General features: G+C 71.7%; 10 protein-coding genes. 8 read left to right on the top strand and 2 right to left on the bottom strand.

Translation table 11 applies throughout. From position 1 onward, the window contains the following. The first annotated feature begins 3 nt into the window (after positions 1 to 3). The 8 genes from trpC to AAEP86_RS13475 all read left to right on the top strand — a co-directional run bounded on the left by trpC (position 4) and on the right by AAEP86_RS13475 (position 13,324). Positions 4 to 789 (top strand): indole-3-glycerol phosphate synthase TrpC, encoded by a 786-nt coding sequence (gene trpC, locus AAEP86_RS13510; RefSeq protein WP_420370491.1) that lies wholly within the window; start codon positions 4 to 6, stop codon positions 787 to 789. Positions 790 to 862: 73 nt separating this feature from the next. After that, positions 863 to 2,077: a tryptophan synthase subunit beta gene (trpB, locus tag AAEP86_RS13505; protein WP_420367837.1), complete on the top strand. Its 1,215-nt coding sequence runs from the start codon at positions 863 to 865 to the stop codon at positions 2,075 to 2,077. Beyond that, positions 2,074 to 2,883: a tryptophan synthase subunit alpha gene (gene trpA, locus AAEP86_RS13500; RefSeq protein ID WP_420367836.1), complete on the top strand. Its 810-nt coding sequence runs from the start codon at positions 2,074 to 2,076 to the stop codon at positions 2,881 to 2,883. The genes trpB and trpA overlap by 4 nt, the downstream gene beginning before the upstream one ends. 281 nt (positions 2,884 to 3,164) lie before the next feature. After that, positions 3,165 to 4,163 (top strand): prolipoprotein diacylglyceryl transferase, encoded by a 999-nt coding sequence (gene lgt / locus AAEP86_RS13495; RefSeq protein ID WP_420367835.1) that lies wholly within the window; start codon positions 3,165 to 3,167, stop codon positions 4,161 to 4,163. 210 nt (positions 4,164 to 4,373) lie between these two features. Then, positions 4,374 to 8,969, top strand: a complete 4,596-nt coding sequence (gltB, locus tag AAEP86_RS13490) for a glutamate synthase large subunit (RefSeq protein ID WP_420367834.1) — start codon at positions 4,374 to 4,376, stop codon at positions 8,967 to 8,969. A gap of 65 nt (positions 8,970 to 9,034) precedes the next feature. Then, the gene (locus AAEP86_RS13485) at positions 9,035 to 10,492 is read left to right on the top strand and encodes a glutamate synthase subunit beta (protein WP_420367833.1); all 1,458 of its coding nucleotides are present in this window, start codon (positions 9,035 to 9,037) and stop codon (positions 10,490 to 10,492) included. Between the two features lie 140 nt (positions 10,493 to 10,632). After that, positions 10,633 to 12,078 (top strand): pyruvate kinase, encoded by a 1,446-nt coding sequence (gene pyk / locus AAEP86_RS13480; protein WP_420367832.1) that lies wholly within the window; start codon positions 10,633 to 10,635, stop codon positions 12,076 to 12,078. Positions 12,079 to 12,253: 175 nt separating this feature from the next. Next, positions 12,254 to 13,324 (top strand): VIT1/CCC1 transporter family protein, encoded by a 1,071-nt coding sequence (locus tag AAEP86_RS13475; RefSeq protein WP_420367831.1) that lies wholly within the window; start codon positions 12,254 to 12,256, stop codon positions 13,322 to 13,324. Here the strand turns inward: AAEP86_RS13475 and AAEP86_RS13470 are convergent. Together AAEP86_RS13470 and AAEP86_RS13465 are read right to left on the bottom strand one after the other, a co-directional pair. Continuing rightward, complete coding sequence (locus tag AAEP86_RS13470; RefSeq protein WP_420367830.1) at positions 13,321 to 13,860, bottom strand: HdeD family acid-resistance protein; 540 nt, start codon at positions 13,858 to 13,860, stop codon at positions 13,321 to 13,323. The genes AAEP86_RS13475 and AAEP86_RS13470 overlap by 4 nt on opposite strands. A gap of 173 nt (positions 13,861 to 14,033) precedes the next feature. Then, a complete protein-coding gene (locus tag AAEP86_RS13465) occupies positions 14,034 to 14,603 on the bottom strand; it encodes a hypothetical protein (protein ID WP_420367829.1) in 570 nt (189 codons plus the stop codon). Positions 14,604 to 14,693 lie beyond the last annotated feature (90 nt).

Here is a 14,693-nt window from a genome sequence, read left to right as displayed (position 1 = left end):
AACGTGCTCGAGACCCTCGTCGCGGGCGCGCTCGAGGACGCCGCCGCCCGTCGTGTCGACCGTCCCTGGGCGGACGTCGAACGCGACCTCGACCGGGTGGCGTCCCCGCTCGACGCCCTCGCGTTCCTCGCCCCCGGCGACCGCGTGAAGATCCTCGCCGAGGTCAAGCGCGCCAGCCCGTCCCGCGGGTCGATGGCCGCGATCGAGGACCCGGCGTCCCTCGCCGCCGACTACGAGCGCGGCGGTGCGTCGACGATCAGCGTGCTCACCGAGGGACGCAAGTTCCTCGGCAGCCTGGCGGACCTCGAGGCCGTGAAGGCCCGTGTCGGCGTCCCCGTGCTGCGCAAGGACTTCATCGCCGACCCGTACCAGGTGATCGAGGCGCGGGCGTCCGGCGCGGACGTCGTCCTCCTCATCGTGGCGGCGCTCGAGCAGCAGCGGCTGGTCGAGCTCCACACCCTGGCCGAGGAACTCGGGATGCGGGTCCTGGTCGAGGCGCACTCCGGCGACGAGGTCGCCCGCGGTCTCGACGCCGGCGCGCGGATCCTCGGGGTCAACGCCCGCGACCTGACCGACTTCTCGCTCGACCGTGACCTCTTCGGTTCGCTCGCCGACCGCATCCCCGACGGGGTCGTCCGTGTCGCCGAGTCCGCCGTCGCCGGTCCTGCCGACGTCGCGCACTACCGCTCCGCGGGTGCCGACGTCGTCCTGGTGGGGGAGGCGCTCGTGACGGGCGACGACCCCGCCGCCACGCTCGCGTCGTTCATCGCAGCCGCCGACGGCGCCTGACGACGTCCATCCGGGCCCGCTCCGTCGAGCCCATCCCAGCCCGGTCCGCCGGGCTCGTCCCGGGAGACCCAACGTGACCTCACTCCGCGACCTGCACGGGCCGTACTTCGGCGACTTCGGCGGACGCTTCGTCCCCGAGTCGCTCGTCCTGGCCCTCGACGAACTCGAGGCGGCCTTCCGCGAGGCCTGGGCCGACCCGGCCTTCCGCGAGGAACTCGACACCCTCCAGCGCGACTACACCGGGCGTCCCTCGATCATCAGCGAGGCACCCCGCTTCGCCAAGCACGCCGGCGGCGCCCGCATCATCCTCAAGCGCGAGGACCTCAACCACACCGGTTCGCACAAGATCAACAACGTGCTCGGCCAGGCGCTCGTCGCCCGGCGGCTCGGCAAGACCCGCCTCATCGCAGAGACCGGTGCCGGACAGCACGGCGTCGCCACCGCGACGGCGGCGGCCCTGTTCGGCATGGACTGCGTCGTCTACATGGGCGCGGTCGACACCGAGCGCCAGGCCCTGAACGTGGCGCGCATGCGTCTGCTCGGCGCCGAGGTGATCCCGGTCGAGACCGGGTCGCGCACGCTGAAGGACGCGATCAACGACGCGCTGCGCGACTGGGTCGCCAACGTCGACTCGACGCACTACCTGCTCGGCACGGTCGCGGGTCCGCACCCGTTCCCCGAGATGGTCCGTGAGTTCCACAAGGTCATCGGGGAAGAGGCCCGGCAACAGGTCCTCGACAAGGTCGGCCGGCTCCCGGACGCGGTCGCGGCCTGCGTCGGCGGCGGGTCCAACGCGATGGGGATCTTCGAGGCGTTCCTCGACGACGAGTCCGTCGCGCTGCACGGGTTCGAGGCCGGCGGCGAGGGGGTCGAGACCGGTCGTCACGCCGCGAGCATCACGCTCGGCCGCGAAGGCGTGCTGCAGGGCACCAAGTCGTACCTCATGCAGGACGAGGACGGTCAGACGATCGAGAGCCACAGCATCTCGGCCGGGCTCGACTACCCGAGCGTCGGACCGGAGCACGCGTACCTGGCCTCCATCGGTCGGGCGAAGTACCAGCCGATCACGGACTCCGAGGCGATGGAGGCGTTCCGGCTCCTGAGCCGCACCGAGGGGATCCTGCCGGCGATCGAGTCGTCGCACGCCCTCGCCGGCGCCATCAAGCTCGGCCAGGAGCTCGGCCCGGACGGCGTCATCCTGGTCTCCCTGTCCGGCCGTGGCGACAAGGACGTGGCGTCCGCCAGCCGCTACTTCGGCATCCTCGACGAGGACGCGGTGCAGCTGTGAGCGCCCCCACGACCGAGCGCGGCCGGTCCGTCGCCGAGACGATCGACACCGCCAACGCCGAGCGAGCCGGGGCCGTCGTCGGGTACCTGCCCGCCGGCTACCCGGACCTGCAGACCAGCGTCGACGCCGCCGTCGCCCTCGCCGAGAACGGCGTGGACGTCATCGAGCTCGGGTTGCCGTACTCCGACCCCGTCATGGACGGCCCCGTCATCCAGCGCGCAGCAGAGGAGAGCCTGGCGAACGGCTTCCGGGTCGCGCAGGTCTTCGACGCGGTGCACCAGATCACCGAGCGGGCCGACGTGCCCGTGCTGGTCATGACGTACTGGAACCCGGTCCTCCGGTACGGGGTGGACCGCTTCGCGGACGACCTCGTCGCCGCCGGTGCCGCCGGGCTCATCACACCCGACCTGGTGCCCGACGAGGGCGCCGAGTGGATCGGCGCCTCGGAGCGCACCGGCCTGGACCGCGTCTTCCTCGCGGCGCCGTCGTCGACCGACACCCGCATGCGGCAGGCCGTCGAGACCAGCCGCGGCTTCGTCTACGCCGTGTCGACCATGGGCGTCACCGGTGCCCGCGTCGGTGTGGACGTCGCCGCGCGGACCGTGGTGTCCCGCCTCCGGGACGCCGGTGTCGAGCGCACGTGCGTCGGCCTCGGCATCTCGACCGCCGAGCAGGTGGGCGAGGTCCTCGAGTACGCCGACGGCGCGATCGTCGGGTCGGCGTTCGTGCGGGCGCTGGCGGACCTCGGGGTCCAGGGCGTGGCCGACCGGGCCGCGGACCTCACGACGGGCGCACAGCGCCGCTGACGCGGACCGAGCCAGGAGGCACGGTGCGGGTGGCCGAGGTCGGTCACCTCCACCGCGCCTCCCGTCCGACGGTGCGTGCGTGCAGGCGCGTGCGCGTGCACGTGTGGCAGCGTGCCAGCGGGCGCGTGCGTGCGTGGGGGCGCTTGTGCGTGCGTGCGAGCGTCACAGTTTCCACAGGAGCGGGCCCCCGGTTCCTGACCGGGCCACGTCCCGCGCTACAGTGAGCGGGTCCGGCGACACGTCGGCACGCCCAGCCAGCACCGAAAGGCGACAGCACCTCCATGCCCCTCCTGAGCATCCCGAGCCCGAGCACCGCCTGGCAGTACTTCGACCTCACGGCCTGGCTGCGTGACGTGTTCGGCTGGTCGCTGCCGCTCGACTTCCGGATCCACGCCTACGCGATCTGCATCCTCCTCGGGATCGTCGCCGCCGTCGTCCTGGCCAACCGCCGCCTGAACGCACGCGGGGTCGAACGCTGGATCATCATCGACATCGCGATCTGGGCGGTGCCCGCCGGCATCATCGGCGGCCGGCTGTTCCACGTGTTCACCCACGTCAGCGACTACTTCGGGCCGGGCCGCGACCCGCTGTCCTTCCTCTACATCTGGGAAGGCGGACTCGCCATCTTCGGCGCCCTGATCCTGGGATCGGTCGGTGCGTGGATCGGCTGCCGACAGGTCGGCCTGCGCTTCAGCGCGTTCATCGACGCGGTCGCGCCGGGCGTGCTGCTCGCCCAGGCCTTCGGCCGCCTCGGCAACTACTTCAACCACGAGCTCTTCGGCATGCCGACCAGCCTGCCGTGGGGTCTGCAGATCGAGTCGTCGAACGCCGCGTTCCCGAAGGGCCTCCCCGAGGGCACGCTGTTCCACCCGACCTTCCTGTACGAGATCATCTGGAACGTCGTGGGCGTCGTCGTGATCCTCCTGCTCGACCGGAAGTTCCGGCTCCAGTGGGGCAAGGTGATGGCGCTCTACCTGGTCTGGTACGGCACCGGCCGCTCGGTCCTCGAGTCGATCCGTGTCGACACCAGCGAGACCTTCTTCGGCATCCGCACCAACGTGTGGGTGGCCTTCGCCGCGATCATCCTCGGCATCGTCATCTTCCTGGTGCAGTCGCGTCGCCACGTCGGCAAGGAGCCGAGCCCGTACCTGCCCGGTCGCGAGCCCGGCTCGAAGTCCGATGTAGACTCGGACGACACCTGGTCGGACGACGATGACGACGCTCCGGCGGCGGAGATCGAAGCCGATCAGGCTCCCGCCACGACGACCGGTCGCGCGTAGGACCACCCCTCCTGCGTGACCGCTCCCGGGTCGGTCACGCTCGCCATCAGCAGCACCCCTCCGGACCCGCCACAAGCGAGTCCGACACCAGTCCCAGCGTCGGCGCAACGCACTGACGACGGGCACGGGCACCAGTCCCGCCCGCTCGGGCGGAACGCACCACCGGGCCACCGCTGTCCCTGTTCCACTTCCTCGTGAGGACGGTTCCCCATGGCGCTCCAGCCACCCCAGTCCGCAGCCCTCGTGCCGCCGCACCGGCGGTTCTCCGCGGTCCCCGACGCCGTCGGCGCGTACGACCCGGCGAACGAGAAGGACGCCTGCGGCCTCGCCATGGTCGCGACGCTCCGCGGCACGGCGGGCCACGACATCGTGGACGCCGCCCTCGGCGCGCTGCGCAACCTCGAGCACCGCGGTGCCGTGGGTTCCGACGCGGGCACGGGCGACGGTGCCGGCATCCTGTGCCAGGTGCCCGACGAGTTCTTCCGCTCCGAGGTCGCCTTCGACCTGCCGGCGGCGGGGGAGTACGCGGTCGGCACGGCCTACCTGCCCGTCGACGAGGACGACCGGCACGCCGTCAAGGGAGCCGTCGAACGACTCGCGCGCGAAGAGGGCCTGCGCGTCCTCGGGTGGCGTGAGGTCCCGGTCCGCCCGGAGGTCCTCGGCACGCTCGCACGCGCGGCGATGCCGGCGTTCGAGCAGCTGTTCGTGGCCTCGATCCGCCACGACGTGCACGGTGCGTCCTGGAGCGGCATCGCCCTCGACCGGCAGGCCTTCCGCCTCCGCAAGCGTGCCGAGCACGACACCGAGGCCTACTTCATGTCGCTGTCGAGCCGGACCATGGTCTACAAGGGCATGGTCACGACGCTCCAGCTCGAGCCGTTCTACCCGGACCTCAGCGACGAGCGCTTCGCGTCGAAGCTGGCGATCGTGCACTCCCGCTACTCGACGAACACCTTCCCGTCGTGGCCCCTCGCGCAGCCGTTCCGCACGCTGGCGCACAACGGCGAGATCAACACCGTGCGCGGCAACCGCAACTGGATGCGTGCACGCCAGTCGCAGCTGCAGAGCGAGCTGCTCGGCGACATGGCACCGTTGCTGCCGATCGTCAGCCCCGGTGCGAGCGACTCCGCCTCCTTCGACGAGGTCCTCGAGCTCCTCACGCTGACCGGGCGGTCCCTGCCGCACGCGGTCTCGATGATGGTCCCGGAGGCCTGGGAGAACCAGGTCGGCATGGACCCGGAGCTCCGGGCGTTCTACGAGTACCACTCGATGCTCATGGAGCCGTGGGACGGCCCCGCCGCGATCACGTTCACCGACGGTTCGGTGGTCGGTGCCACGCTCGACCGCAACGGTCTGCGTCCGGGGCGGTTCCTCGTCACCGACGACGGCCTCATCGTGATGGGCTCCGAGACCGGCGTCATCGACGTGCCGCCGGGCAAGGTCGTGCGAAAGGGTCGCCTCCGGCCCGGGCGCATGTTCCTCGTCGACACCGAGGCCGGCCGGATCATCGAGGACGACGAGGTCAAGCGCGAGCTCGCCACCGCCGGTCCGTGGGGCGAGTGGCTCGAGCAGGGCCGCATCAACCTCGGCGACCTGCCCGACCGCGAGCACATCGTGCACACCCCGGCCTCCGTCACGCGCCGCCAGCGTGCGTTCGGGTACACCGAGGAAGAGGTCCGCATCCTGCTCCGCCCGATGGCGCAGACCGGCGCGGAGCCGCTCGGGGCCATGGGGTCGGACACGCCGATCGCGGTGCTGTCGCAGCGTCCGCGGCTCCTGTTCGACTACTTCACGCAGCAGTTCGCCCAGGTCACGAACCCGCCGCTGGACTCCATCCGCGAGCAGGTCATCACCTCGATGGGCATGGGGCTCGGGCCGGAGCGCAACCTCCTCACCGCCGGACCGGAGCACGCGCGCCAGATCACGCTGGACTTCCCGGTCATCGACAACGACGAGCTCGCGAAGATCCAGCACTTCGAGACCGCCTCCGGCCGCCACCTGACGGTCACGATCAAGGGGCTGTACCGCGTCGACGCCGGCAAGAAGGCGATGCAGAAGCGGATCGCCGCCGTCTGCGACGAGGTCGACGCCGCGATCGAGTCCGGCAAGCAGTTCATCGTGCTGTCCGACCGCGACGGCAACGCCGAGCAGGCGCCCGTACCGAGCCTCCTGCTGCTCGCCGCGGTGCACCACCACCTGATCCGCACCGAGCAGCGCATGAAGGTCGGCCTGATCGTCGAGGCAGGCGACGTGCGCGAGGTCCACCACGTGGCGACCCTCATCGGCTACGGCGCGTCGGCGATCAACCCGTACCTCGCCATGGAGACGTGCGAGATCCTCGTGCGGCAGGGCATGATCACCGGCATCACGCCGGAGCAGGCCGTCAAGAACGTGATCAAGGCCCTCGGCAAGGGCGTCCTCAAGATCATGTCGAAGATGGGCATCTCGACGGTGTCCAGCTACGCCGGCGCCCAGGCGTTCGAAGCGGTCGGACTCAGCCAGGAGTTCGTCGACCGCTACTTCACCGGCACGTCGTCCATCCTCGGCGGGGTCGGCATCGAGGTCATCGCCAAGGAGAACGCCGAGCGGCACGCCCAGGCGTACCCGCAGGACGGCGCAGTGCTCTCGCACGAGCGCCTGCAGACCGGCGGCGAGTACCAGTGGCGCCGCGAGGGACCGCCGCACCTGTTCAACCCGGACACCGTCTTCCGGCTGCAGCACGCGACACGTTCCCGTCGGTACGACATCTTCCGCGAGTACTCGAAGGCCGTCGACGACCAGTCGGAGCAGCTCATGACGCTCCGCGGGCTGTTCCGGTTCGACCAGGGCGGCCGCAAGCCGGTCCCGCTCGACGAGGTCGAGCCGATCGAGTCCATCGTGAAGCGGTTCAACACCGGCGCGATGTCCTACGGGTCGATCTCGAAGGAAGCGCACGAGACGCTCGCGATCGCCATGAACCGTCTCGGCGGGCGCTCGAACACCGGTGAAGGCGGCGAGGACGTCGACCGGCTGCTCGACCCGGAGCGCCGCAGCGCCATCAAGCAGGTCGCCTCGGGGCGCTTCGGCGTCACGAGCATGTACCTGACGCACGCGACGGACATCCAGCTGAAGATGGCCCAGGGTGCCAAGCCCGGCGAGGGCGGCCAGCTGCCGCCGACGAAGGTCTACCCGTGGGTCGCGCGCACCCGGCACGCGACCGCCGGCGTCGGCCTCATCTCGCCGCCGCCGCACCACGACATCTACTCGATCGAGGACCTCAAGCAGCTCATCTTCGACGTGAAGCGGGCGAACCCGTCCGCTCGCGTGCACGTGAAGCTCGTGAGCCAGTCGGGCATCGGGGCCGTGGCCGCCGGGGTGACGAAGGCCCTCGCCGACGTGGTGCTCGTCTCCGGGCACGACGGCGGGACGGGCGCGTCGCCGCTCAACTCGCTGAAGCACGCGGGCACCCCCTGGGAGATCGGTCTCGCCGAGACCCAGCAGACCCTGATGCTGAACGGCATGCGCGACCGTGTGGTCGTGCAGGTCGACGGCCAGATGAAGACCGGGCGCGACGTCGTGGTGGCGGCGCTGCTCGGTGCCGAGGAGTACGGCTTCGCGACCGCGCCGCTCGTGGTCGAGGGCTGCATCCTGATGCGGGTCTGCCACCTCGACACCTGCCCGGTGGGCGTCGCCACGCAGAACCCCGAGCTCCGCAAGCGCTTCTCCGGCAAGCCCGAGTTCGTCGTCAACTTCTTCGAGTTCATCGCCCAGGAGGTCCGCGAGCTCCTCGCCGAGCTCGGCTTCCGCAGCCTCGACGAGGCGATCGGCAAGGCGGACGCCCTCGACGTCGACCGCGCCGTCGAGCACTGGAAGGCGTCGGGCCTCGACCTCGGACCGGTCCTCAAGGGCCCGCGCTTCGAGGCCGACGAACCCCGTCGACACCTGCGCGACCAGGACCACGAGCTCGACGAGCACTTCGACGTGCAGCTCATCCAGCAGACGTCAGACGTGCTCGAGCACGGTGGGTCGATCGCGCTCGACCTGCCGATCCGGAACACCGAACGCGCCGTGGGCACGATGCTCGGGCACGAGGTGACCCTGCGCCACGGCGAGAACGGGCTGCCGGCCGGGTCGATCGACATCACCCTGCGCGGGTCTGCCGGGCAGTCGCTCGGCGCGTTCCTGCCGGCGGGCATCACGCTGCGGCTCGTCGGCGACAGCAACGACTACGTCGGCAAGGGGCTGTCCGGCGGCGAGGTCATCGTGCGGCCGGACGCCGGATCCGGGTTCGACCCGGCGGAGAACGTGATCGCCGGCAACGTCATCGGCTACGGGGCGACCCAGGGCAGCATGTTCATCCGCGGGATCGTGGGCGAGCGGTTCCTGGTGCGCAACTCCGGTGCCACCGCCGTCGTCGAGGGCGTGGGCGACCACGCGCTCGAGTACATGACCGGCGGACTCGCGCTCATCCTCGGTGAGACCGGGCGGAACCTCGGTGCCGGCATGTCCGGTGGCACCGCGTACGTCCGGGGGCTGCGCGAGGAGCACGTCAACACCGACGCGCTGGCGACGGGTGAGCTGCGGCTCGGACCGCTCGACAGCGCCGACGTCGAGATCGTCACCGACCTGCTCGCCCGGCACGCCGCCGAGACGGGGTCGTCGCTGGCGAGCGAGCTGCTCGAGTCCGGCGACCTGAGCGACTTCGTCAAGGTGCTGCCGCGCGACTACGCCGCGGTGCTCGAGACCCGCAAGCGGGCCGTCGACGAAGGCCTCGACCCCGACGGCGACGTCGTCTGGAACCGCATCCTCGAGGTGACCGGTGGCTGAGCGTCACGCACGGCCGGAACCGGCAGCGACCACCACGACCCGTACCCACACCCCGGAGGTGACCCGTGGCTGACCCCAAGGGCTTCCTGAAGGTGCAGGAGCGCGAGCTCCCGCCCCGTCGACCCGTCCCCGTGCGGCTCATGGACTGGAAAGAGGTCTACGAGCAGCAGGAGTCCGGCGCGCTCAAGCGGCAGGCCGGTCGCTGCATGGACTGCGGCGTGCCGTTCTGCCACCAGGGCTGCCCGCTCGGCAACCTGATCCCGGAGTGGAACGACCTGACGTGGCGCGGCGAGGGCCGCCAGGCGATCGAGCGGCTGCACGCCACGAACAACTTCCCGGAGTTCACGGGCAAGCTCTGCCCCGCCCCGTGCGAGGCGTCCTGCGTGCTCGGCATCAACCAGCCGCCGGTGACCATCAAGCAGGTCGAGGTCTCGATCATCGACGAGGCGTACAAGAACGGCTGGGTCACCCCGCACCCGCCGGAGCGCCTCACCGGCAAGACCGTCGCCGTCGTCGGGTCCGGCCCCGCCGGCCTCGCCGCCGCGCAGCAGCTGACCCGGGCCGGGCACACCGTCGCCGTGTACGAGCGCGACGACCGCATCGGCGGCCTGCTCCGCTACGGCATCCCGGACTTCAAGATGGAGAAGCGCCAGATCGACGCGCGGCTCGCCCAGATGCAGGCGGAGGGCACCCGCTTCCGTGCGGGCGTCGAGATCGGCCGGGACATCACCTGGGACGACCTGAAGTCCCGCTACGACGCCGTCGTCGTCGCGACCGGCGCCACCGTGCCGCGCGACCTGCCGATCCCGGGGCGCGACCTCGAGGGCGTGCACTTCGCGATGGACTACCTCGTCCAGCAGAACAAGGCGAACGCCGGCACGAAGGTCGACAACCAGCTGACCGCCGAGGGCAAGCACGTCATCGTGATCGGCGGCGGCGACACCGGCGCGGACTGCATCGGTACCGCGCACCGGCAGGGCGCGCTCAGCGTGACGAACCTGGCGATCGGCAAGCAGCCGCCGCTGGAGCGTCCGTCCGAGCAGCCGTGGCCGATGTTCCCGACCGTGTTCGAGGTCACGAGCGCGCACGAGGAGGGCGGCGAGCGGCACTTCCTGGCGTCGACGGTCGAGTTCCTCGCGAACGAGGCCGGCGAGGTCCGGGCGCTCCGCGTGGCGGAGACCGAGTACCTCGACGGTCGCCGCGTCCCGAAGGCCGGCACCGAGCGCGAGATCCCCGCGGACCTCGTCCTCATCGCGATGGGCTTCACCGGCCCCGAGACGGACACGCTCGAGCCGCAGCTCGGGCTGCCGACCACGGTCTCCGGTGCGGTCTCGCGGCAGGCGGACTACACGACCAACGAGCCCGGCGTGTTCGTCGCCGGCGACGCCGGCCGCGGCCAGTCCCTCATCGTGTGGGCGATCGCCGAGGGGCGTGCCGCCGCGGCGAAGGTCGACGAGTACCTCGAGGGGTCGACGATCCTCCCCGCACCCGTCAAGGCGACCGACCGGGCGATCTCGGTCTGACCGTGACGGCGCACCAGATGCTCACCGTCCCGTGAGCGACAGGCCACCAGCACTCGATAGGGTGCTGGTGGCCTCGCTTCGTTCCGCGCGGCCCCACAGCGCGGAAACCCAAGCACCATCCGAAACCACGAAGGAATCCATTGAGACGCGCAAAGATCGTTTCGACGCTCGGACCGGCAACGTCGGAGTACGAGACCGTCAAGGAGATCATCGAGGCGGGCGTCGACGTCGCCCGACTCAACCTCAGCCACGGTGACTACAGCGTCCACGAGGCCAACTACGACAACGTCCGTCGTGCCGCCGAGGAGCTCGGCAAGCCCGTCGCGATCCTCGTCGACCTGCAGGGTCCGAAGATCCGCCTCGCGAAGTTCGCCGACGGTCCCCACGAGCTCGCGGTGGGCGACGTCTTCACCATCACGACCGAGGACGTGCCCGGCTCGAAGGAGATCTGCGGCACGACGTTCAAGGGCCTCCCGCAGGACGTCAAGCCCGGCGACCCGCTGCTCATCGACGACGGCCGCGTCCGGCTCCGGGTGCTCGACACCGACGGCGTGCGCGTCCGCACCGAGGTCGTCGTCGGCGGCACCGTGTCGAACAACAAGGGCATCAACCTGCCCGGCGTCGCCGTCAACGTCCCCGCGCTGAGCGAGAAGGACGAGGCGGACCTCCGCTGGGCGATCCGCCAGGGTGCCGACCTCATCGCGCTGTCGTTCGTGCGGAACGCCGCCGACGTCGACCGCGCCCACGAGATCATGGACGAGGAGGGCAAGCGCCTCCCGGTGATCGCCAAGGTCGAGAAGCCGCAGGCCGTCGACGCGCTCGAGGAGATCATCGACGCCTTCGACAGCATCATGGTCGCCCGTGGTGACCTCGGCGTCGAGCTCCCGCTCGAGGCCGTCCCGATCGTGCAGAAGCGCGCCGTCGAGCTGTCCCGCCGCATGGCGAAGCCGGTCATCGTCGCGACCCAGATGCTCGAGTCGATGATCTCGTCGCCGATCCCGACCCGCGCCGAGACGTCCGACGTGGCGAACGCCGTCCTCGACGGGGCGGACGCGGTCATGCTCTCCGGCGAGACGAGCGTCGGTGAGTACCCGGTGCAGACGGTCCGCACGATGGCCCGCATCGTCGAGTCCACCGAGGACCACGGCCTCGAGCGCATCGCGCCGCTCGGCACGAAGCCCCGCACCCTCGGCGGTGCGATCACGCTCGCCGCGGTCGAGATCGCGGAGTTCACCGAGGCGTCGTACCTCTGCGTGTTCACCGAGTCCGGCGACTCCGCCCGACGCATGTCGCGCCTGCGCCACGGTCTGCCGATCATCGCGTTCACCCCGAACGAGGCGACCCGTCGCCGCATGGCGCTCACCTGGGGTGTCCGCTCCTTCCTGGTGGAGCGGAAGACCCACACCGACGAGCTCTTCTCGCAGGTGGACGACGTCCTCCTCGAGAACGGCCTCGCCGCGCCCGGCGACCGCGTCATCGTGACGGCCGGTTCGCCTCCCGGCATCGAGGGGTCGACGAACGACCTCCGGGTGCACCGCGTCGGTGACGCGCACGCCGAGGCCGCGCCGGCCTACGTGCGCGACTGACCGCAGCGTCCGACGTCCCACGGGGCGCGGACGGGAGGCACGGCGCAGCTCGCGCACGGCGCCTCCCGTCCGCGCCCCGTCGCGTTCCCCCTCCACGGCGACCGGGCCACGTCGGTGACCCACAGGTGCCCTGCGGTGGTGCGTCCCCGTCGTCGGGACCGGGCAGGATGGTGGTGTGAGCCTCCAGACCGGATCCACGGCGCAACGCGCCGACGTGCGCCGTTGGCGCCGCTACCTCGCCGACGAGCGCGCCGAGGCGGCCGTGTACCGCAACCTCGCCGCGCGCCGCGACGGCGAGGAACGCGAGATCCTGTCGGCCCTGGCCGAGGCCGAGGGACGGCACGAGCAGCACTGGCTCGACCTCCTCGGCGACGACGTCGGTCGCCCGCAGCGGGGGAGCCTCCGCACCCGCGTGCTCGCCGTCCTCGCGAAGCGCTTCGGCTCGGTCTTCGTGCTCGCGCTCATGCAGCGGGCGGAAGACCGGTCCCCCTACGCCGACGACGACGACGCGACCGCGCGGATGGCCGCCGACGAGCGCATCCACGGTGAGGTCGTCCGGGGCCTCGCGAACCGCGGGCGGATGCGGCTGTCGGGGACGTTCCGGGCGGCGGTGTTCGGCGCGAACGACGGCTTGGTGTCGAACCTCGCCCTGATCATCGGCATCAGTGCGTCGGGCGCCGACCGGCACTTCGTCCTGTTGAGCGGCATCGCCGGTCTGCTCGCCGGAGCCCTGTCGATGGGCGCGGGGGAGTACGTGTCGGTCCGGTCGCAGCGCGAGCTCCTCAGGGCTTCCGCACCGCACCCGGAAGCCGGACGCGCCGTGGCCGACCTCGACGTCGACGCCAACGAACTCGCGCTCGTCTACCGCGCGCGGGGCATGTCCGAGGCGGCGGCCCAGGACCACGCCGCCGAGGTCCTCGGCGGCCGGGCGACCACGAGCACCGTTGCCACGGACGACCACGAGGCCATCGGCAACGGCATGAGCGCAGCGGTCTCCAGCTTCTGCTTCTTCGCCTCCGGGGCGATCATCCCGGTGCTGCCGTACCTGTTCAGGCTCGAGGGCTGGGCTGCGATCGCGCTCGCTGCCGTGCTCGTGGGCATCGCGCTGCTCGGCACCGGGGCCGTGGTCGGCGTGCTGAGCGGCGCGTCCCCGCTCCGGCGGGCGCTCCGTCAGCTCGCGATCGGCTTCGGTGCCGCGGCGGTCACCTACGGTCTCGGTCTGCTGTTCGGCACGGGGAGCGCCTAGCGCCGGACCGACGCCCGCGGGGGCAGGAGCAGGAGTGCCCCGGCCCCGACGACGATGAGCGCGATGCCCGAGAACACCATGAAGACCGTCAGCGCCAATCCCGGTGCGACGAGGACGACCACGCCGCCGAGGATCGACAGCACGCCGCTCACGATCGTCGGCACCCGGGACGACCCGGGGTGCCCGACGAACCCGCCGACGAGGGCGGCGACCCCCTCGATCAGGAACGCGATGCCGGCGAGGACCGCGTAGACGACGAGCGGGACGGCCGGGTCGAGCAGGGTCACGAGCCCGGCGACCCCGACCAGCGCGCCGACGACCCCCGAGGTCCACCGCCAGACCGGGGGTGTGCCGTGTCCCCGGACCGCCGCGAACACCCGGAGGGCGCCGGCCACGACGAGGTAGACACCGAAGAGCAGCGCCACGACGACGAGCGTCGGACGCGGCAGGACGATGGCGACGATGCCGAGCGCGATGGCCACGACCGCAGTGACGACGACGAAGACCCGGAAGGTCCGGACGGCACGAGAATCCACGAGCACCCCTCCTGTCAGACCTGCTCGATCCGACGCTACCTCGGCCGGCCGCGACCGGTTCGTCAGCCGTCGGCGCCGCCCGAGACCTCGAGGGGCCCTGACACGGCGGTCGGACGGGAGGCGCGACCTGCTGGACCGAGGTCGGCTGCGGGTCGCGCCTCCCGCGTCCGGCGTCAGGAACCGCTGCCCGCCTCCGGGGTCGCCGTCGCGTCGGGGGCCGTCGGCGTGGGCTTCCCGCCGTCGGCATCGGGCTTGGGCGGGGTGGGTACCTTGCCGTCGGCGTCGGGCTTGGGCGGGGTGGGTACCTTGCCGTCGGCGTCGGCGTCGGGCTTGGGCGGGGTGGGCTTCCCGCCGTCGGCGTCGGGCTTGGGCGGGGTGGGCTTCCCGCCGCCCGCGTCCGGCTTCGGCGGGGTGGGCTTCCCGCCGTCGGCGTCCGGGGCCGAGGGCGTGCCCGTCCCGGTCGGGCCGGGCAGTGCGGCGCAGCCCGGCGCGGGCGCGGTCCCGTCGCCGGGCGCCGCCTTCCCCGAGGGACCGGCGGTCGGCGGCCCGCTCGGGACCACCGTCGGCGCTCCCGACGGAGTGCCGTCCGACGGGCCGTTCGACGCGGCCGTCGCCGCGGTGACGCCGAAGCCGCCGAGCACCAGGGCGGCGGCCACGCCGGCGCCGATGCCGGTCCGACGGAGCAGGGTGCGGCGCCGGGATCCCGGGGTGCCGGTGGTGGGGGTGTCGCGTTCGTCGTGCATGGGGTCTCCCGTTCGGGTCCGGGCGGATCAGGCCGATCCGCCGATGTGGACGACGCTCGGGTCCGAATCTGAAGCATGACTGAAGCACAG

The organism is Curtobacterium sp. L1-20, assembly GCF_048755855.1.
GTDB lineage: Bacteria > Actinomycetota > Actinomycetes > Actinomycetales > Microbacteriaceae > Curtobacterium.
Note: the sequence above shows the minus strand (reverse complement) of the source record. Positions and strands in the feature narration are given on the sequence as shown.

Excerpts from the sequence above, each read along its gene's own strand:
- lgt (WP_420367835.1), top strand. The coding sequence starts at position 3,165 with ATGCCCCTCCTGAGCATCCCGAGCCCGAGCACCGCCTGGCAGTACTTC.
- gltB (WP_420367834.1), top strand. The coding sequence starts at position 4,374 with ATGGCGCTCCAGCCACCCCAGTCCGCAGCCCTCGTGCCGCCGCACCGG.
- AAEP86_RS13465 (WP_420367829.1), bottom strand. The coding sequence starts at position 14,603 with ATGCACGACGAACGCGACACCCCCACCACCGGCACCCCGGGATCCCGG.